The 19,370-nt window shown below is 61.1% G+C and carries 15 protein-coding genes; 8 read left to right on the forward strand and 7 right to left on the reverse strand.

Annotated features, from left to right (window positions below; all coding sequences use genetic code 11):
- Positions 1–23: 23 nt before the first annotated feature.
- Positions 24–593: a TetR/AcrR family transcriptional regulator gene (locus V8V93_RS16025; RefSeq protein ID WP_338667611.1), complete on the reverse strand. Its 570-nt coding sequence runs from the start codon at positions 591–593 to the stop codon at positions 24–26.
- Between the two features lie 288 nt (positions 594–881).
- Here V8V93_RS16025 and V8V93_RS16030 point away from each other — a divergent pair, with 288 nt between their 5' ends.
- Together V8V93_RS16030 and V8V93_RS16035 are read left to right on the forward strand one after the other, a co-directional pair.
- On the forward strand, positions 882–2,294 hold the full coding sequence (locus V8V93_RS16030; RefSeq protein ID WP_338667612.1) for a sensor histidine kinase: 1,413 nt from the start codon (positions 882–884) through the stop codon (positions 2,292–2,294).
- Positions 2,291–3,622, forward strand: coding sequence for a sigma-54-dependent transcriptional regulator (locus tag V8V93_RS16035; RefSeq protein ID WP_338667613.1), 1,332 nt, complete (start codon positions 2,291–2,293; stop codon positions 3,620–3,622). The genes V8V93_RS16030 and V8V93_RS16035 overlap by 4 nt, the downstream gene beginning before the upstream one ends.
- 4 nt (positions 3,623–3,626) lie before the next feature.
- On the opposite strand, the gene V8V93_RS16040 is transcribed toward V8V93_RS16035, so the two are convergent.
- On the reverse strand, positions 3,627–5,696 hold the full coding sequence (locus V8V93_RS16040; protein WP_338667614.1) for a S16 family serine protease: 2,070 nt from the start codon (positions 5,694–5,696) through the stop codon (positions 3,627–3,629).
- A gap of 563 nt (positions 5,697–6,259) precedes the next feature.
- Here V8V93_RS16040 and V8V93_RS16045 point away from each other — a divergent pair.
- The 3 genes from V8V93_RS16045 to nhaB all read left to right on the forward strand — a co-directional run bounded on the left by V8V93_RS16045 (position 6,260) and on the right by nhaB (position 10,517).
- The gene (locus V8V93_RS16045) at positions 6,260–6,868 is read left to right on the forward strand and encodes a universal stress protein (RefSeq protein WP_338667615.1); all 609 of its coding nucleotides are present in this window, start codon (positions 6,260–6,262) and stop codon (positions 6,866–6,868) included.
- Between the two features lie 45 nt (positions 6,869–6,913).
- Positions 6,914–8,713 (forward strand): SLC13 family permease, encoded by a 1,800-nt coding sequence (locus tag V8V93_RS16050; RefSeq protein WP_338667617.1) that lies wholly within the window; start codon positions 6,914–6,916, stop codon positions 8,711–8,713.
- A 181-nt stretch (positions 8,714–8,894) separates the two neighbouring features.
- Positions 8,895–10,517, forward strand: coding sequence for a sodium/proton antiporter NhaB (nhaB, locus tag V8V93_RS16055; RefSeq protein ID WP_338667618.1), 1,623 nt, complete (start codon positions 8,895–8,897; stop codon positions 10,515–10,517).
- 110 nt (positions 10,518–10,627) lie between these two features.
- Here the strand turns inward: nhaB and V8V93_RS16060 are convergent, their stop codons facing one another.
- Complete coding sequence (locus tag V8V93_RS16060; RefSeq protein WP_338667619.1) at positions 10,628–11,092, reverse strand: methylglyoxal synthase; 465 nt, start codon at positions 11,090–11,092, stop codon at positions 10,628–10,630.
- Positions 11,093–11,356: 264 nt separating this feature from the next.
- Here V8V93_RS16060 and V8V93_RS16065 point away from each other — a divergent pair, with 264 nt between their 5' ends.
- On the forward strand, positions 11,357–11,890 hold the full coding sequence (locus V8V93_RS16065) for a ferritin-like domain-containing protein (protein ID WP_338667621.1): 534 nt from the start codon (positions 11,357–11,359) through the stop codon (positions 11,888–11,890).
- Between the two features lie 81 nt (positions 11,891–11,971).
- Here V8V93_RS16065 and V8V93_RS16070 read toward each other — a convergent pair whose 3' ends face one another.
- Complete coding sequence (locus V8V93_RS16070; RefSeq protein ID WP_338667623.1) at positions 11,972–13,336, reverse strand: NAD-dependent succinate-semialdehyde dehydrogenase; 1,365 nt, start codon at positions 13,334–13,336, stop codon at positions 11,972–11,974.
- A gap of 333 nt (positions 13,337–13,669) precedes the next feature.
- On the opposite strand from V8V93_RS16070, the gene galE reads away from it, so the two are divergent.
- Positions 13,670–14,695, forward strand: coding sequence for a UDP-glucose 4-epimerase GalE (gene galE, locus V8V93_RS16075; protein WP_338667624.1), 1,026 nt, complete (start codon positions 13,670–13,672; stop codon positions 14,693–14,695).
- Positions 14,696–14,727: 32 nt separating this feature from the next.
- On the forward strand, positions 14,728–15,882 hold the full coding sequence (locus V8V93_RS16080; RefSeq protein ID WP_338667625.1) for a glycosyltransferase: 1,155 nt from the start codon (positions 14,728–14,730) through the stop codon (positions 15,880–15,882).
- A gap of 31 nt (positions 15,883–15,913) precedes the next feature.
- Here V8V93_RS16080 and V8V93_RS16085 read toward each other — a convergent pair whose 3' ends face one another.
- The 3 genes from V8V93_RS16085 to V8V93_RS16095 form a co-directional block, all read right to left on the reverse strand.
- A complete protein-coding gene (locus tag V8V93_RS16085) occupies positions 15,914–17,026 on the reverse strand; it encodes a glycosyltransferase (RefSeq protein WP_338667626.1) in 1,113 nt (370 codons plus the stop codon).
- A 174-nt stretch (positions 17,027–17,200) separates the two neighbouring features.
- Positions 17,201–18,154, reverse strand: coding sequence for a hypothetical protein (locus V8V93_RS16090; RefSeq protein WP_338667627.1), 954 nt, complete (start codon positions 18,152–18,154; stop codon positions 17,201–17,203).
- Positions 18,155–18,156: 2 nt separating this feature from the next.
- Complete coding sequence (locus tag V8V93_RS16095) at positions 18,157–19,278, reverse strand: polysaccharide pyruvyl transferase family protein (RefSeq protein ID WP_338667628.1); 1,122 nt, start codon at positions 19,276–19,278, stop codon at positions 18,157–18,159.
- Between the last annotated feature and the right edge of the window lie 92 nt (positions 19,279–19,370).

Below are 19,370 nucleotides of genomic sequence, written 5' to 3' on the forward strand. Positions count from 1 at the left end.
GGGCATGGGCATCCGCCGCCGCGTCATTGTTTCTTGCCGAGCCCCCGAAGGACGAACTCGCTGGCGTGGCGGCAGACCTCGTCCAGCCCGGCAGCGCCGGGCGCGAACAGACAGACCGCCCGGACCAGGCCGGATATGTACCGGGCCGTCAGGGCGGGGTCCTCGTCCCGGAACAGCCCCTGCTCGATGCCGCTCCGGATAATCCCCTCGAACAGACTCCACAGGTCGGCGCGCAATTGCTTCCACTCGTCGGTCACCGGGCAGGTGACCACGAAGCCGAGCAGCTCCATGTTGAAGGCCCTGGCGTAAAAGTGCTCGGCCAGGATACGGACCACCCCTGCCAGCTGCCCGTCCGGGCCCAGTTCGGTCTCGTCCAGGAAGCTGCGCATGGAATCGATCAGACTGGAGAACTCCCGGAACAGGACCGCGAAATAGAGATCGTCCTTGCTCTTGAAGTAGAGGTACAGGGTTCCCTTGCCCACCGCCGCCGCGCGGGCCACGTCGCTCAACAGGACCTTGTGGAAGGGCTGCCGGGAAAAAAGCTCGGCCGCCGTGTCCAGAATGCGCTGTTCCTTTTCGCTGTCTTCTTTCATTGGGCTGGCTCCCGTTGGAATTTCAAAATGCGCGGGGCCCCCCGGCCATCGGCGGGGTCCTGCGGACGCTTCAGTACTGACCGGTCAGTATTGAGAGAGATGAACTACGCCCCAATTAGTTGCACTGTCAACTACTGACTCCGGGTTCTGAGATTTTTTCGCATTTCCCTGTCGGGCCCGCGCCGCACGGTGTGCGCCCGCCCCTCGCGCCCCGTCCCCCTTGCCTTTTCCGTGTCCGCGGCATAGTGTCAAAAACACATGCAAATCATGCGGATGAAGGGAAGCGGCATGGTCAGACCCAATCTGAGACATACCATCATACTCGGCATAGCCATCTTCACCCTGGCCTTCGGCAGCATCGCCCTGCTCTCCCTGTCCAACCTGAACAGGCTGCAGGAGGCGGTCCTTCTGGTGGAGCGGGCCGACGACCTGCGCAACCTGATTCTTGAAATCCGCCGCGAGGAAAAGAACTTCTTCCTCTACCAGGACGGTTCCCTGTTTTCCGTGGGCCGCGAGAACCTCAACCGGGCCGGAACCATCCTCGCCGAGTTGTCCGGCGAGGTCGTCCAGCTCCACGGCGAGACCCACGGCACCGCCCTGGCCCAGGGCATGAGCCGATACGGCGAACTGCTCGCCCGGCTCAGTTCCGATTCCGGCGACGTCGGCGAGAACAGCCCGGCGGCCCACGCCCTGCGCGAGACCGGCCAGAACCTGGTGGAGCACTCCAGGGCCATCGCCGAGTTGGAGCGGGACAACATCCTGAACATCAACCAGCGGCTGCGCATGACCCTGTTCATCTCCATGGGCGTGGTCGCCCTGGTGGTCCTGGCCCTGGTTTTCTTCGTGTCCAAGGCCATCCTCGGGCCGCTGACCCAGGTCCAGGCGGCCACGCGGCGCATCGCCCAAGGGACCTTCGTGCCCCTGGCCGTGCGCGAGGACGGCGACGAGATCCAGCAGGTCTTCGTGGCCCTCAACTCCATGGTGGAGGAGCTCAAGAAGCGCCAGACCCAACTGGTCCAGGCCCAGAAGCTCTCCTCCATCGGCACACTGGCCTCGGGCATCGCCCACCAGTTGAACAACCCCCTGAACAACATCTCCACCTCGGCCCAGATCCTGGCCGAGGAGACCGGCGGGCAGGACGAGTTCGCGGACAAGATGATGACCAACATCACCCAGGAGACCCTGCGCGCCCGGGACATCGTCAAGGGGCTGCTCGAATTTTCCCGGCACAAGGACTTCTCGCCCGCGCCGTGCAACCTCAAGGAGGTCCTGGAAAGCGCGGTACGCCTGGTCTCGGGCCAGCTCGGGCCACGCATAGGCGTGGACATCCGCGTGCCGGACGACGTAACCCTGTACCTCGACCGGCAGCGCTTCCAGGAGGCCCTGCTCAACCTGATCATCAACTCCATCCAGGCCATCGGTGACCGGGAGGGGACCATCAGGATAGCGACCTCGCGGGAGACGGACCACAAGGTCCTGACCATCTCCGACAACGGGCCGGGCATGCCCCCGGACACCCTGCAACGCATCTTCGACCCCTTCTTCTCCACCAAGGAAGTGGGCCAGGGCACGGGGCTCGGCCTGTACATCGTCTACGGCATCATCGAGGAGCACCGGGGCTCCATCCGGGTCGACTCCACCCCCGGCGAGGGGACCGCTTTCACCATCAAACTCCCCCTTGAGCCCGAGGAGAACGCATGACGGCCGCGTCCATTCTGGTCATTGAAGACGAACGCATCGCCCGCGAAAACCTGACCCACGTCCTGACCGGGAGCGGCTACGCCGTCACGGCCATTGCCTCCGCCGAGGAAGGGATGCGGGAGCTGGACAAGAAGGAATTCGACCTGGTCATCACCGACCTGATGCTGCCCGGCATGGACGGCATCCAGATGCTCGAACACATCCGCGCACACCATCCCCTGACCATCGTCATCGTGGTCACGGGCCACGCCACCGTGGCCAACGCGGTCAAGGCCATGCAGAAGGGGGCGCATTCCTACATCGCCAAGCCGCTCAAGCTCGACGAACTCCGGCTCCAGGTGGAGCGCGCCCTGGAGCAGCACGCCCTGTCCGTTGAGGTCCGGCGGCTGCGGGAGATCATCGCCCAGGGCAAGCGCGACCTGCCCCTGGTCGGCGAGAGCGACGCCTTCGTGCAGCTCAAGAAGGACGTCCGCCAACTGGCCCAGATGAACTGCAACGTGCTCATCCAGGGCGAGACCGGCACCGGCAAGGAACTGGTGGCCCAGGGCATCCACATGCTCTCCACCCGGTCGGGCGAGCGGTTCATGGCCATCAACTGCGGGACCTTCACGGCCGAGCTCATGGACAAGGAGCTGTTCGGCCACGAAAAGGAGGCCTTCACCGGGGCCAATCGGGGCCAGAAGGGCATCCTGGAAGCGGCCGACGGGGGCACGGTATTTTTCGACGAGATCGGCGAGCTGCCGCTGAACATGCAGGTCAAGCTGCTGCGGGTGCTGCAGGAGCGCAACTTCCTGCGCGTGGGCGGGACCAAGGAGATCCCGGTGGACATCCGGGTCATCGCGGCGACCAACTGCGACCTGCACGAACTGGTGGAAAAGGGCGAGTTCCGGCAGGACCTCTACTACCGCCTGAACGTGGTCACCCTGCACGCCCCGCCCCTGCGCGAACACCGCGAGGACATCCCCATCCTCATCGGCCATTTTCTGGAAAAGCACCGCCAGCCGGGCCAGACCATCAACTCCATCGATCAGGACACCCTGGACATCCTCATGTCCTATCCCTTCCCCGGCAACGTGCGCGAGCTGGAGAACATCGTCCAGCGGGCGCTGGCTCTGGGCCAGGGCACGACCTTCACGCCCGAACTGCTGCCCGCCGAGATCGCGGAGACCGAGACCAAGGCCCCGCTCCCCACCCTGGAAGACATGGAAAAATCCTACATCAGGAAGGTATTGGCCTCATCGGCCGGGAACAAGACGCAGGCCGCGCGCATCCTGGGCATCGACCGCGTCTCCCTGTGGCGCAAGATCAAACGCTACCACCTGGAGTAGCCGCTCACCCCTCGGACGGGGCCGCTTCGCCCAGGGCGATATCGGCGGCCTCCTCCATGGTCGACACGTAGCGGATGTCCAGCCCCTCGACCACCTCGTCCTCGATGGACTTGACCGCGGCCTCGCAGCCCTGCGGCAGGATCACTACGGGGATGCCCGCGCTCCGTGCCGCCATGAGCTTCTCGCGGATGCCGCCCACGGGCAGGACCTCGCCGAGCAGCGACAGCTCCCCGGTGGAGGCCACGTCCTGACGCACCGGCCGCCCGGTGAGCAGGGAGAGCAGCGCTATGGTGATGGCCACGCCCGCACTCGGCCCCTCCTTGGAAACCGCGCCCGCCGGGATGTGCACGTGGATGTCCGAGGTGGCGTAGAACTCCGGGTCGATGCCGAAACCGTCCGCGTGGCTGCGGCAGTAGCTCAGGGCCGTCTGGGCGGACTCGCGCAGGACCTCGCCCAAGGAGCCGGTCAGGATGAGCTGCTTGCTGCCCCGCATGCGGGCCGCCTCGATGAAGATGATCTCGCCCCCGATCTCGGTCCAGACCAGGCTGGTGGCCAGGCCGACCCTGGGCTTGGCCTGGGCCGGGGTGGAGGTGTAGGGCGGGGCGCCGAGCAACTCCTGCAACATGGGTTCGTCCACGGTGACCGCGCCCAGCCCCTCGGACAGGACCCGCTTGGCCAGCTTGCGGCACAGGGAGGCGACCTGCTGCCGGAGCTTGCGCAGCCCGGATTCGCGGGCATAGCCCTGGATCAGCCGGGCCACGGTCGCGTCCGGGATGGACACCAGCTTGTCGTCCAGGCCGTGCTGGGCCATGACCTCGGGGATGAGGTAGCGGGTTGCAATCTGCAACTTCTCCCCCGGCGTGTAGCTCGGAAATTCGATGACCTCCAACCGGTCGCGCAGCGGGGCCGGAAGGCGCTCCACCCCGTTGGCCGTGCAGATGAACAGGGCGCCCGACAGGTCGAACGGCAGCCCGAGGTAGTGATCCACGAAGGCGGTGTTCTGCTCGGCGTCGAGCATCTCCAGCAAGACCGAAGTGGCGTCGCCCTGAAAGTCCTGGACCGCCTTGTCCACCTCGTCGAGCATGATCACCGGGTTGCGGGTGCCGACCTTGCGGATGCCCTGGATAATCCGACCGGGCATGGCCCCCACGTAGGTCCGCCGGTGCCCGCGCAGCTCGGCCTCGTCGCGCAGCCCGGCCAGGGACAGGCGCATGAACTTGCGTCCCAGAGCCTCGGCGATAGCCTTGCCGATGGAGGTCTTGCCCATGCCCGGAGGGCCGGTGAAGCAAAGCACGAAGCCGCGCAGGTGCCGGGCCCGCAGGCTCTGTTCCCACAGTTCGGCCACGTACTGGCGCAGCTTGGTCAGGTTGACCGGCTTGCCCAGATACTGGTCCGCGCCCCGGCGCATGGCGTCCACGGCCGTCTTCACCGTTGCATAGCCGGTGATCATGATAACCTTGGTGTCGGGCCAGCGCTTGCGCAGGACCTGGAGCAGCTCCATGCCGTCCATGCCCTCCATCTTGAGGTCCGAGACCACGATGTTGGCGGGCTCGCGCTCCATGGCGGCAACCGCCTCCAGCCCGTTGCCCACGGCCTCCACCTCGTAGCCGTCGGCCTGGAAAACGATGGTCAGGTTCTCGCGGGCGATGAGCTCGTCGTCCACCAGCAGGATGCGCGGGTTGCGCCGCGAGCACAGGCTCTTGACGGCCAGAAACTCGAGGATACGGTCCTTGACCCGTTGCAATCCGTAATGGCGGGCATTGAGCACTTCCTCGGCCCGGGTGATGTCCAGATTGTCGCGGGTGGCCGTATTCCACGGCAGCGAGAGGATGACTTCCAGAAAATTCAGGCTGATGGCGTATTCCGGCGAGGCCGGGTCCAGATTGTCCATGCGGTCGCATTCGACCCTGGCCGCGTCCAGGATTTCAGGGGGAAGCCCGGCGGATTCCACCTGCTCGCGCAGGGAATCGTGGGCCGGTGCGGGGGGCGGCGAGGGCCGCGACTCGGGAGTTTCCGCCGGTACGGGCTCCGCTTCTCCGGTAATGGAAGACCTTCGTTTGCCGAACCAGCCCATGACCGTTGCCTCCTGCTGGCCTGTGAGAAAGAGATATATCTCCTTTTCACAAGCATTGAAGTCATATTGCCCTATAATACCTATCTATCACGCTACTTTGAACTTGTTAAGGTTGCAATACGCAACGTCGGTTAATTTCGCCCCGCCCAGGGCCGTCTTCTCTTTTTTTTCGGCCGATATTTCTTGCAAAATTCCCCATAACCGTACGGTATTCCATATTTTCAACACCACAACCCCAAAACCGGCGGCGACCCGGCCCTGAGCAAAAGAACCCCTTTTCCATAGCTAAGTCCCTACTTTCTCCCCTTGCCCACGCCACCGTTGCAAAGTGCATCACACATCAAAACCACCGAATCGCGTCATATGGCGATCTTTCCGCCGGGAATCAGGCTGCCAGCGTTGCATTTAGCATCACACTGAGTGTCACTACAAGGTTTGTTTTTTGATTAATCCTTGTTTTTCAATGTGTTAACAAAGTTACCCCACTTGGCATGTGTTTTGATTCACAAGCCTGTATACAGGGGCGAAAAAGCAATCTCCAAACCTGCAGCAAGGAGTGAGACATGGCCCTCTTCAATTCGGTCAAGAAAGTGGTGGACAAGCATTATGCGGCCCAGGCCGCGGCAAACTGCAACACGTGCAGTGTGGGCACGTGGGTCGTCTGCCATGAAAATCATTTATTGGAGAAATCGGGAGGCTCTTCGATGAAGGCATTTTTCAAGCGTATCACCGGCACCCGCCGCGAAACCGTCACCCCCGCGCCTGCCGCCGCCACGGCAGCCGCCGAATGCGTCTGTAGCGAAAAGCAGCAGTGCAAGATCCTCATCGTCTGCAAGGGGCAGAAATTTTCCCAGGGCATCGCGGACTACGCGGTGGACATGGCCTGCAAGACCCGCAGCTCCCTGGTGGCCCTGAACATCGACGAGTCCGGCAAGGACTTCGACGGATTCCGCAGCCAGGCCGAACGCAATATCGAGTACTTCAACGCCAAGGCGGCCGACGCAGGACTGACCTTCCGGCACGAGATCCAGCAGGGGGACGAGAACGCCATCGTCGCCCGGATGCACGAAAAGGACCCCAGCTTCCGTTACGTCATGGACGACTCCGCAGCCGTCTGCAAGAACAGGAGCAGCATTCCCGTGTACACCCGAGCTACGTTGCGGGCGAAATAAGCCCCGCCCGCAACGTAGAAACCTCACGTTTCCCAAGGACGCAAAATGACCCCAGAAATCATAACGGTTCTGGCCGTTCTCGTATTCGCCGTACTCCTCTTCATCTTCGAATGGGTCCGGGTGGACGTGGTCGGCATCATCATGATGGTGCTCCTGCCCCTGCTTGGCCTGGTCACTCCGAAACAGGCCATCAGCGGATTGAGCAGTAACGCCGTCGTCTCCATCATCGCCGTCATCATCATCGGCGCCGGGCTGGACAAGACCGGCGTGATGAACTCCATGGCCCGCGTCATCCTGCGCTTCGCCGGCAAGAGCGAATCACGGATCATGACGCTCATTGCGGGCACCGTGGCCATCATCTCCGGCTTCATGCAGAACATCGGGGCCGCGGCCCTGTTCCTGCCCGCGGCCAAACGCATCGGCAACCAGACCGGCGTGCCCGTCGGCCGACTGCTCATGCCCATGGGCTTCTGCGCCATCATCGGCGGCTGCCTGACCCTGGTCGGCTCCAGCCCGCTCATCCTGCTCAACGACCTGATGGTCGTGGGCGGCAAGAAGTACGACGCCTTCGGCCTGTTCAGCGTGACCCCCGTGGGCCTGCTGCTCATCGCCGCGGCGCTGCTCTACTTCATCCTGCTCGGCCGGTTCATCCTGCCCACCCGATCCGAGGACGAGAGCTCCGGCCCCATGTCCTCGATCCTCACGGGCACCTATAACAACGTCGGCTCCCTGTTCGAGCTGGCCGTGCCCGCCGACTGGACGAACGACGCCCCGCTCAAGGCCCTGGACCTGCGGCCCATCTACTTCTGCACCCTGGTGGCCATCTGCCGGGAGAACGGCAAGCAGCACATCTTCGCGCCCCTGCCCGATGAGACCGTCCGGCCCGGCGACGAGATCGTGGTCGTGGGCCCGCAGGAGTTCGTGGAGCACATGGCCGAGGACCTCGGCTGGGAACTCAGGCCCGAACTGACCACCTTCGCCGAGGAGCTGTCCCCGAACAACGCGGGCATCATGGAGGGCATCGTCACGCCCCGCTCCGAGTTCATGGGCAAGACCATCGCCGAACTGCGCATCCGCGAACGGTTCCAGGTCTCCCCCCTGGCCATCTTCCGGGGTGAAAAGATCTTCGTCAGCGGGCTCTCCGACATCATCATCGAATCCGGAGACGCCCTGCTCCTGCACGGCCGCTGGGAGATGTTCCACATGCTGAAGGGGTTGCCCGACCTGGTCTTCACCGAGACCGTCAAGGGCGAGTTGCTGCGCACGGAAAAGGCCAAGATCGCGCTCATGTGGCTGGCCGTGTCCCTGGTCATGATCCTCGGCTTCCACGTGCAGTTGTCCATCGCGCTGCTGACCGGCGCGCTGGGCATGGTCCTGACCAAGGTCCTGACCATCGACGAGGCCTACCAGTCCGTGGACTGGATGACGGTCTTCCTGCTCGGCGGACTTATCCCCCTGGGCATGGCCTTCGAAAACACGGGCGCGGCCAAGTTCATCGCGGACACCATCATGGCCGCCCTGGGCACGCCGTCGGCCCTGGTCCTGCTCACGGTCATCGGCATCCTGACGTCCTTCTTCACCCTGGTGGCCTCCAACGTGGGCGCCACCGTGCTCCTTGTCCCGCTGTCCATGAACATGGCGCTCAATGCGGGCGTGGACCCCAGGGTGGCCGCCCTGACCGTGGCCGTGGCCGCGTCCAACACCTTTGTCCTGCCCACCCACCAGGTCAACGCGCTGATCATGCGTCCGGGCGGGTACCGGACTATAGATTATGTCAAAAGCGGGGCCGGGATGACCGTGCTATACATGGTTGTCATGATATCCGCCTTAATGCTATTCTATTAATCGCCGACGGGGCGCCGGTAGCGGTTACCGGCGCCCTTTTTTTGGCAATTGAGGAAACAGACCCCTATAACCCCTAGCCCGCAAAGGATTTTTTCATCGACGCTACGCCTCGGCCCGGCTGAACTTTTGTTCGCCGACACGGCCGCTCGGGGCGTTTCGCCGTATTGAAGGAGAGAAACGAATGAAGACACCGTTGTCGAAAACCTTTGTCGAAACATTCCTCGGGAACGCCCCGGGATGGTACAAGCTGACCATCATCGGCTTTCTCGTGCTCAACCCCGTGCTCATTCTCACGGTCGGCACGTTTATAGCCGGATGGGCACTCATCGCGGAATTCATCTTCACCCTGGCCATGGCGCTCAAGTGTTACCCGCTGCCCGCAGGCGGCCTGCTGGCGCTAGAAGCCGTGATCCTGGGCATGACCTCGCCCGAGACCGTGTATCACGAAGCCCTGAAAAACTTCGAAGTCATCCTGCTGCTGATCTTCATGGTCGCGGGCATCTACTTCATGAAGGACTTCCTGCAGTTCACCTTCACCCGCATCCTGGTGCGCGTCCGCTCCAAGAAGGTCATCGCCCTGCTGTTCTGCCTGGCCGGCGCCTTCCTGTCCGCCTTCCTGGACGCCCTGACCGTGACCGCCGTCATCATGGCCGTGGCCTTCGGCTTCTACAACGTCTACCACCGCTTCGCGTCCGGCACGGGCGCCGCGGACTCCCACGACCTGGTCAACGACGAGAGCGTCAAGGAGACCAGCCGTGAGGAACTGCTCGAGTTCCGGGGCTTTTTGCGCAACCTGATGATGCACGGCGCGGTGGGCACCGCGCTCGGCGGCGTCTGCACCCTGGTGGGCGAGCCGCAGAACCTGCTGGTGGGCGGCGAGATGGGCTGGCACTTCGTGCCCTTCTTCCTGCACGCCATGCCCGTGACCCTGCCGGTCCTGGCCGTCGGCCTGCTGACCTGCCTGGCCGTGGAGCAATTCCACATCTTCGGCTACGGCTTCCAGATGCCCGGCAACATCCGCTCCTTCCTGCTCGAAACCGCCGTGCAGATGGAGGAAAAACAGGGCCAGAAGGGCAAGCTCAAGCTGGTCATCCAGGCCTGCACCGGCATCTGGCTGGTCCTCGCCCTGGCCTTCCACCTGGCCGCCGTCGGCCTCATCGGCCTGTCGGTCATCATCCTGCTGACCGCCTTCACCGGCATCACCGAAGAACATCAGCTCGGCCACGCCTTCGAAGAGGCCCTGCCCTTCACCGCCCTGCTGGTGGTCTTCTTCTCCGTGGTCGCGGTCATCCACTCCCAGGAGCTGTTCGCCCCGATCATCGAGTTCGTGCTGAGCCTGAAGGGCCAGGACCAGTTGGCGGCCTACTACATCGCCAACGGCCTGCTCTCCTCCATCTCGGACAACGTCTTTGTGGCCACGGTCTACATCTCCGAAACCAAGCTGCACTTCATCCACGTGCTGGGCTCCATTCCCCATATCGGCATGACCGGCCAGGCGCTCATGGACAAGCTGACGGATCCCCACATCGCGCGGGCCGACGTGCTCGCAACGCTCCCCCAGGATGCGGCCATGCGCGTCAAGGAGACGATGGAACACCTGGACAAGCTGGCCGTGGCCATCAACACCGGGACCAACATCCCGTCCGTGGCCACCCCCAACGGCCAGGCCGCCTTCCTGTTCCTGCTGACCAGCGCGCTCGCGCCGGTCATCCGCCTCTCCTACGGAAGAATGGTCATGTTGGCGCTGCCGTACACCATCACCATGTCCCTGACCGGGCTGATGGCCGTGTACGTCTTCCTCTAAGCACCTAGAAAACATAGCCTTCCAACAAGCAAGGGCTCCCGAGACCATCTCGGGAGCCCTTTTTTTGTCTCGGTGCGGCCGCGGGTTCCGGCGGTCGGCCTCCCCTTCGCCTACTTCAGCTCGCGGTCGGCGTACTCGAAATAGCGCCCCGGCTTGATGCAGAACTCGTGGTTGAAGAAGGTCGACGAGATCAGGAACTCGGCCGAAGAACGGTTGGAGGCCGTGGGGATGTTGTAGAGCACGGCCAGGCGCAGCAGGGCCTTGACGTCCACATCGTGGGGCTGGGGCTCCATGGGATCCCAGAAAAAGAACAGGATGTCCACCTTGCCGTTGCTGATCAGGGCCCCGAGTTGCTGGTCGCCGCCCAGGGGGCCGGACTTGAGCCGCTGGACGCGCTTGTGCTCCCGGCCCGCGACCTCGCCCTCGGCCAGAAGGTCCTCCACCAGGCGCCCGGTGGTCCCGGTGGCGATCAGGCTGTGCGGGGCCAGGGCCTCGCGGTTGCAGTCGATGAAATCGAGCAGTTCGTCCTTGCAGTTGTCGTGGGCGACCACCGCGATATTCTTGATCCTGTCCATGTCGTCTCCTGGCTTGAGGTTGGGCTCGGCCGTACCGACGGCCGCTCCCCGTCAATACCATCAGCGGATGCGGGGAACAAGCCGGAGGGGCCGCCCGGAGACAGTCTCGAATTGCGCGGAACCGTCTTGACGAGAACCAGGCGGATAGTTACCATTCACGCAATCTGGGTATACCGTGCGTATAACCAATTGAGACAATGTAACAACTATGTCGCACGGAGCCGCATGTTGGCGGCCCGTCACGGCGATGCAAAGGAGAGAATCATGGCTACCAAGGAAGAAAGGCGTGAGAAAGTCATCGAGGTATTGAACCAGGCCCGATCCATGGAATTGCAGGCCATTCACCTGTACATGAACCAGCACTACAACCTGGATGACATGGACTACGGCGAGCTGGCCTCCAACATGAAGCTCATTGCCATCGACGAGATGCGCCACGCCGAGCAATTCGCCGAACGGATCAAGGAACTGGGCGGCGAGCCCACGGACAAGAAGTCCAAGAAGGTGGAACGCGGCCAGAAGATCGACGTCATCTACGGCTACGACTCCACCGAGGAGGACGACACCATCGACGCCTACAACCAGTTCCTGCTGGTCTGCAGGGAGAACGGCGACTCCATCAGCGAAAAACTGTTCGAGACCATCATCGACGAGGAGCAGGCCCACTTCAACTACTTCGACGCCATCAAGGGCCACATCGAGAAGTTGGGCAACACCTTCCTGTCCCGCATCGCCGGCACCCCCTCTTCCACCGGCCTGGCCGACCAGGGCTTTGTCATCAACGCCCAGAACGCCTAGGACCGCGCCCACCCTCAACACATGAAAAAGGCCCGGCCAGTGTACACTGGCCGGGCCTTTCCGTTTGATTCAGTGCAGCCGTCAGTCGCGGATGACCGACTTGATGTTCACGAACTCGCGGATGCCGAAGGAGGAGAGTTCGCGGCCGAAGCCGGAGCGGCGGATGCCGCCGAAGGGCATGAGCGGATCGCTACGAACCAGGCCGTTGACGACCACCTCTCCCGCCTCGATGCGCCGGGCCAGTTCCAGGCCGCGCGTACCGTCGGTCGTCCAGACCGAGCCCCCCAGGCCGAACGGGGTGTCGTTGGCCATGGCCACGGCACGGTCCTCGTCCCCGGCCCGGAAGACCAGGGCCACGGGACCGAAGAGCTCCTCGCGGCAGACCTCGGCGTCAAAGGGCGCGTCCGCGATGATGGTCGGAGGGTAGAAGGCGGCCTCGCCCTCGGGCAGGACCCCGCCCTTGACGATCCTGCCGCCCGCGGCCGTGCAGCGCTCCACCTGGCTGTGCAGATCGGCGCGCAGGCCGACGGAGGACATGGGGCCGATCACGGTGTCCTCGTCCATGGGGTCGCCCATCTTGAGACCGTCCATCTCCCGGCCCAGGGCGGCCAGAAACTCGTCGTAGACCTCGTCCATCACGATAAACCGCTTGGCCGCGATGCAGGTCTGGCCTGCGTTGGCGCAGCGGGACATGGCTCCGACCTTGGCGGCCTTGGCGATGTCCGCGTCGGCCAGGACCACGAACGGGTCGCTGCCGCCCAGCTCCATGACGCACTTCTTGAGGCGCGCCCCGGCCGCGGACGCGACCTTGCTCCCGGCCCCTTCGCTGCCGGTCAGGCTCGCGCCGATGACCGAATCGAAGTCCAGCACGGACTCCACCTGGCGTGCCCCGATGAGCAGAGTGCGGAAGACGTTGTCCGGGAAGGCGGACTCGCGGAAGGCGGCCTCGATGGCCAAGGCGCACTGGGGCACATTGGAGGCGTGCTTCAGGACCACGGTGTTGCCGGCCATGAGCGTGGGCGCCGCCACGCGCAGTACCTGCCAGAAGGGGAAGTTCCACGGCATGACCGCGAGCACCGTGCCCATGGGGGCGAAGTCCACATAGGCCTCCTGTCCGCAACCGGCCACCGGCTCGGACGTGAGCATGGCCTCACCGTTTTGCGCATAAAATTCGCACACGCCCGCGCACTTGAGGGCTTCGGCCCGGCCGAAGCTCACGGGCTTGCCCATCTCTTCGGCCATGATCGCGGCGTACTCGTCCGCCCGGGCCCGGAGCACCCCGGCCAGGCTGAGCAGGCACTCGGCGCGGCGGGCGAAGTCGGTATTCTTCCAGGAAGCGTACCCTTCGGCCGCCGCGCGCACGGCATCGGCGGTCTGTTCGGGCGTGAACTCGTCAAATTGCATCGTGACCTTGCCGGTCAACGGATTGAGGCTCTGCAGGGACATTTTCTTCTCCGAAAATAGGCTTGAAACACTCCGGGACAGGGCTGCGGAGTGCGATAACCGGTTTCCAATCATGCGGATTGCCGCCGGGTCGAATAGACCGTCCAGCTCAAATTCCGGGCTTATGTCAGATTACCGGGGTTGTCCAGCATCAAGTCCACGCGAGCATGACTCTCCGGGAGAAACACCATGTCAAGGATGCGTTTCAACTGCCATTTGGGCTGGACAAAAGGGGTGGATTCGTTGAGTCTGTATACGCTGAGATTATCGGCCGAGAGCACCCGGCCGGTCAGACCGTCTGCTTGGACGGTGGACTAGACAGACAAGGATTCTGCCATGAATATCCAAAAAGTATTGGTCTCCGGAGGCGCCGGATATATCGGTACCCACACCTGCATTGAGCTCATTGCCGCCGGGTACGGCGTGATCTGCGCGGACAATTTCTGCAACAGTTCGCCCGTGGCCATGGAGCGGGTGGAGCGGATCACGGGCACCGCCATTCCGGTGCACCGCATGGACTTCTGCAACCTGGACGAGGTGGAAGCCCTGTTTCGCGAGGAAACCATTGACGCGGCCATCCACTTCGCCGGGCATAAGGCCGTGGGCGAGTCCGTGCAAAAGCCGCTCAAGTACTACGAAAACAACCTGCTCAGCCTGATCAACCTGTGCAAGGCCATGGGCGCGGGAAAGGCCAAGAACATCGTCTTCAGCTCTTCGGCCACGGTCTACGGCCTGTCCGACAGGCTCCCCCTGACCGAGGAGACCCCGACCAGCGCCTACAACCCCTACGGCCGGACCAAGCTGTACATCGAAGAGATATTGAAGGACCTGCACGCGGCCGAGCCGGACTGGAACATGTCGATCCTGCGCTATTTCAATCCGGTGGGCGCGCACCCCTCGGGGCTCATCGGCGAGGACCCGGCGGACATCCCCAACAACCTCATGCCGTACATCGCCCAGGTGGCCGTGGGGCGGCTCAAGAAACTCAGCATCTTCGGCGACGACTACGACACCCCGGACGGCACGGGCGTGCGCGACTTCATCCACGTGGTGGACCTGGCCCGGGGCCACGTGGCCGCCCTGCGCAAGCTTGAGGAGGAGCCCGGCTACATGGTCCACAACCTGGGCACGGGCAAGGGGTGCAGCGTGCTCGAACTGGTCCACGCCTTCGAGCGGGTCAACGGCGTGCCCATCCCCTATGAGATTGTCGGCCGCCGCGCCGGCGACGTGGCCGCCAACTACGCTGCCACGGACAAGGCCCGACGCGAGCTGGGCTGGGAGGCCACCCACACCATCGAGGACATGGTCCGCGACACCTGGCACTGGCAGTCCGAAAACCCCAAGGGATACGCGGAAGACTAAGCCAGCGATCGACAGCGCATACGAGGCTCCCCATGACCATCCTGGCCGCACTCTCCCTGCTGCTCCTGGCGTACACCATCGCCGGGTACCCGCTGGTCCAGGCGTGCCTGGCCCGGCTCCGGCCCAGGCCCGTGGACGCGGCCGACCCGGCCGATACGGGCGATCCGGTGTCGGTCATCATCTGCGCCCGCGACGAGGGGCCGCGCATTGCGGCGCGCATCGCCAACCTCCTGGCCATGGACTACCCGGCCGAGCGCCTGGAGGTCATCGTGGTCTCGGACGGCTCCGTGGACGGCACGGACCAGGCGGTTCTCGGTTACGGCGATCCGCGCGTCCGGCTGATCCGCCAGGACCACCCCATGGGCAAAGCCGCCGCCCTCAACGCGGGCGTAGCCGCCGCTGCCCACGAACTGCTGCTCCTGGGCGATGCCCGGCAGACCTTCGCCCCGGACGTGGCCCGCCTGCTCCTGTCCCATTTTCACGATCCCTCGGTGGGCGCGGTCTCGGGACGCCTGGAGATACGGCCCGAGCACGGCTCGGGTGCGGCTTCGGGTGTGGGGTCATCCTACTGGAGTCTCGAGGTCCGGCTGCGCGCCGCCGAATCTGCCGGCGGCTCGGTCATCGGCGTGACCGGGGCCATCTACGCCCTACGCAAGGCCTGCTTCGCCCCCCTGCCCGAAGGCACGGTCCTGGATGACGTGCTCATCCCCATGCGTGCGGCCCTCAAGGGATACCGCATCCTCTACGACACACGGGCCGTGGCCGTGGACGCCAAGCCGGTCTCGGACGCGGGCGAGACGACCCGCAAGGTGCGCACCCTGTACGGCAACCTGCAACTCCTGCGCCTGGCCCCGGAGCTCTTTCTCCCATGGAAAAATCCGCTCTGGTTCCGATTCATCTCGCACAAAATCCTGCGTCTCTTCCTGCCGCTCTTCTTTGCTGGCGCGCTGGTCTTCAGCCTTGCGGCCGGTGGATGGCTGAGCGGGTTCGGCGCGCTCCAGGCGATGGGCTGGCTCGCCGCCTGGTACGCCTGGAAAACAAAGAACGGCTCCCGGCCTGGCAAAGCCCTGTCCGCCCTGCTGCTCCTCAACCTGGCCGTGATCCGGGCCTGGGTTCGCTTCCTGCACAATGACGAACAGGTCTGGACCGCGGCATCGTCCAACCATCCCGGCGACCGGGAGGGTTGAACCCCACGCACCGTCCCGATGCCTGATGCCGCTACTTGGCGGCCAAAATGTCGTGGTACAGGGTCTCGTAGGTGGTGACCATCTTTTGCAGCGAGTACTCCGCAAGGGCATGGCCACGTCCCCTTTCCCCCATGATCCGCCTGAGATCGGCCGAATCGGCCAGATGGCAAAGCGCTTCGCCCAGAGCCTCGCTGTCCGCCGGGGGCACCAGCAGGGCGGTGTCACGGTCCACCAGGACCTCGGGGACGCCGCCCACCGTGGTGGCGACAATGGGCAGTTTCGCCAGCATGGCCTCAATCATGCCCAAAGGGAGCCCCTCCCACAGGGAGGGGAGCACGTAGATGTCGAAGGCCGGGAGGATTCGCGAAACGTCGCTGCGGTAGCCGGGGAACAGGAACACATCATCCACCCCCAGGGTCCGTGTCCGGGTCGCAAGATCGTCCCGCAGCGGGCCCTCGCCGATGACCAGGAAACGTGCGTCCGGGAACCGCTCCTTGACCGCCGGGGCGGCCGCGACCAGGTATTGCAGCCCCTTCTGCTCGTTGAGGCGCAGGGCGGTCCCGATGACCAGCTTGCCCTCCAGGCCGAACTCGCGCTTTAGGGTTTCCCCGTCCTCCGGGTGGTCGAACAGGCGCACGTCTATGCCGTTATGGATGACCAGGGAGCGCTCGGCGGGCAGGCCGACCGGGTCCGCCCAATATTGTTGCAGGTGGCGGCTGACCATGACCATGGCGTCGGTGAACCGGGCGAACAACCTGCCGATGTGCTGATGCTTCCGGCTCATGGACAGGATGCTGGAATGCTCGGTGTAGACCTTGGCCAGCCCGCGTTTGCCCAGGCAGCCGAGGGTGGTATAAAAGAAAGGCTTGTAGTCGTGGCTGTGCACCACATCGATACCGTGTTCGTTGATCACCTTGCGGATGGCCAGGGCCAACCCGGGATGAAACCCTTCCCCGTAGCCGAGGTCCAGCACGGTTGCCCCGGATGCTTCCAGCTTGTCCCGGATGACGTCGGGCGTGCTCAGGCACAAAATGAAATATTCGAACCGCTCCCTGTCACCCTGGCGGACAAGGTCCAGCATGACGTTCTCAAGCCCGCCAAACCCGTTGCCGATGATAACGTGCATGACGCGGAGTTTCTTCATAGCCGATCCAGATTCCTTTGCCTGCGTTTCCACTGGGGTATAAGCGCCTTACGATTAGCCCCCAAGGGTGCTCCGGGAGTTGCCACTGCTCGAAAACGGTCGGGATACTCCCGGCCCCGAATCAAATCTCGCGTGACGTGACACAGCGCGACTTGCAATCGGAAACCATTCATTTTAGGGCTGTCCCAATATTCTGGACCAGGCGGCCCTACACGCTTCCTCACCATACTGTTCCGAAGCGATTTTCATTACCACATGAGGATCAACATAGTCGATGGACTTGATGACGTCTTGCAATTCTCCGGGCTTATAGACAGAAACAAAGGGATGCCTTTGCTGGCAGGTCCTGGCAAATGCGCCATCCCTCAGTATGATATTGGCCCCAAACGAAATAGCATGATAAAATGCGCCGCTCACTATCATCGTTTCGTCCAAATGCGGAAGAATAACAAATTTTGATCGCGATATATGATCGTTCAATTCATCATCACTGACAAATTCATTTCTCCACTCGACGTCCAAATCCCTCTCAACAATGGCTGCATTAATCCTTTTCTTTAAATCAGCATCATCACATCTTCCTAACAGAATCAACTTCTTATCGCTCGGCCATTCTCCCAACAAACGATCAATCCCTTTGTACTTTTTGATTACCCCGAAATACAACATATCAATATCGCGTATCGTATCTGCGGGCTTTTCTCCTGAATACAAATGATGTGGTATTATTGTCGAATTGTGTACCCGATCGTTTTCCGCATGGGTGACGACGACATCAGACACGGCCGTCAGTATCTTAACCAGAGTATTATATAATTTGGTTGCCCGCACCAAATCATGCGGCTTCAGATTATGCCTGACCCATATCATCTTCTTCGTCTTTATCTTCAACGCCGACAGAATAATGATGCATTTAACAAATGCCACCCAGGGATTAACATCTAAAAAGCCAACATTATCTTCAAGCCAACTTATAACACATATGCCGGAACGGAATTTGAAAGATTTCAGTGCCACTTTCCACGGCAAAACGTCGAAGCCCAGACTGACAAAACATTCGCTCAATCTATGCAGATATTTATTTTTATCCGAATTGGAACATGCTGGATACAAATACAGCTCATTCATATTCAAAAGCCTTCATCCGCTTGGTGTCGTTCACCACTCAAAGCGTCGCGCAAGAAATTGAATGAGATATTTCTCTTTACATTCAACTTGTTATCGACCGATTCCCAATCTACTTCTTCCAACCACAGGTTCGGGTCAACATCATCCAGACTTGCGATCATCCTATTTTCCAGCCCCACCATCTTCAGGACTGAATTGAAACGAGCCAATCCTCTCATTCTATTTCCATATACTATAAATGGCTTATGGAATAGAATCGAAAAAATGCAACCGTGAAATGAATCGGTGATAACAAACTTTGCGTGGTTAAATCCCTCAATCCAGGATTGCACAGAAGGGTAAACCATATCTTCAATACGCTCGCTATCAGTATTTATCGAACCAACTTTAAACACATCATATGAAAGATCTTTCGATACAATATCTACTAATTTATTTTTTTCATCACTTTCATCCAGTATATATGTCAACAGTTCACCACTATAGTCAGCAGCATTACTGTTATCCAATAAGCTTAGATAACGAGTCTTGTCTAAAAGAGCTGTGGGATCCAAAACATGTGTAGCATCTCTATTTAGATATTTCCTACAAAGCTCAACACCGGAGTCTTCTCTAACGGATACAGCTCTAAACTTTGCCAGTTGTTCCCTGAACTTTAAAGTTTCAGCTTCTGTATAATCCCATGTTTCAACACCGAATGATGGCGCGTATGAAAAAAATATTGGATCTCCAGTTTCGACAAACCCGAAAAAAGCATAATCTATATATCTAAATAAGCGAGCGCGCCAAACTTGATCACTACCAACGACATACGCATCATAATTATTTTTTGTAACCCTTAAAAAATCTTTCTTTGTGCTTAGGGGCTTAGTCTTAGGATTTATTTTTTCCTCGACAAATTCATGCAACTTTTTATATTCACTCTCCCGTTTGGCAAATTTGCCCATAAACTTGGATAGAATATACTTTTTGATCAGGCGCTTCCACCCCTTCACACTTCCTGTCTTTATATAAAGCAATTCTGGACTATGTCCCAAATCACTTAACGTAGTCATTAATGCATACGCTTGGAGGATTCCCCCGTAATTTTGACCAATATTATATGTTAAAAGAGCTATTCTCATCTGCATACCCTTATATATTACATGATAAATTACCGATGATTACGACAAATCCTACTTTAAAACATTATCATCTAGTTCATGTTTGCAGCTTA

This window comes from Pseudodesulfovibrio sp. 5S69, assembly GCF_037094465.1.
Taxonomy (GTDB): Bacteria; Desulfobacterota; Desulfovibrionia; order Desulfovibrionales; family Desulfovibrionaceae; genus Pseudodesulfovibrio; species Pseudodesulfovibrio methanolicus.

Coding starts and splice junctions, on each gene's coding strand:
- V8V93_RS16025 (WP_338667611.1), bottom strand. CDS start 593: ATGAAAGAAGACAGCGAAAAGGAACAGCGCATTCTGGACACGGCGGCC.
- V8V93_RS16030 (WP_338667612.1), top strand. CDS start 882: ATGGTCAGACCCAATCTGAGACATACCATCATACTCGGCATAGCCATC.
- V8V93_RS16035 (WP_338667613.1), top strand. CDS start 2,291: ATGACGGCCGCGTCCATTCTGGTCATTGAAGACGAACGCATCGCCCGC.
- V8V93_RS16040 (WP_338667614.1), bottom strand. CDS start 5,696: ATGGGCTGGTTCGGCAAACGAAGGTCTTCCATTACCGGAGAAGCGGAG.
- V8V93_RS16045 (WP_338667615.1), top strand. CDS start 6,260: ATGGCCCTCTTCAATTCGGTCAAGAAAGTGGTGGACAAGCATTATGCG.
- V8V93_RS16050 (WP_338667617.1), top strand. CDS start 6,914: ATGACCCCAGAAATCATAACGGTTCTGGCCGTTCTCGTATTCGCCGTA.
- nhaB (WP_338667618.1), top strand. CDS start 8,895: ATGAAGACACCGTTGTCGAAAACCTTTGTCGAAACATTCCTCGGGAAC.
- V8V93_RS16060 (WP_338667619.1), bottom strand. CDS start 11,092: ATGGACAGGATCAAGAATATCGCGGTGGTCGCCCACGACAACTGCAAG.
- V8V93_RS16065 (WP_338667621.1), top strand. CDS start 11,357: ATGGCTACCAAGGAAGAAAGGCGTGAGAAAGTCATCGAGGTATTGAAC.
- V8V93_RS16070 (WP_338667623.1), bottom strand. CDS start 13,336: ATGTCCCTGCAGAGCCTCAATCCGTTGACCGGCAAGGTCACGATGCAA.
- galE (WP_338667624.1), top strand. CDS start 13,670: ATGAATATCCAAAAAGTATTGGTCTCCGGAGGCGCCGGATATATCGGT.
- V8V93_RS16080 (WP_338667625.1), top strand. CDS start 14,728: ATGACCATCCTGGCCGCACTCTCCCTGCTGCTCCTGGCGTACACCATC.
- V8V93_RS16085 (WP_338667626.1), bottom strand. CDS start 17,026: ATGAAGAAACTCCGCGTCATGCACGTTATCATCGGCAACGGGTTTGGC.
- V8V93_RS16090 (WP_338667627.1), bottom strand. CDS start 18,154: ATGAATGAGCTGTATTTGTATCCAGCATGTTCCAATTCGGATAAAAAT.
- V8V93_RS16095 (WP_338667628.1), bottom strand. CDS start 19,278: ATGAGAATAGCTCTTTTAACATATAATATTGGTCAAAATTACGGGGGA.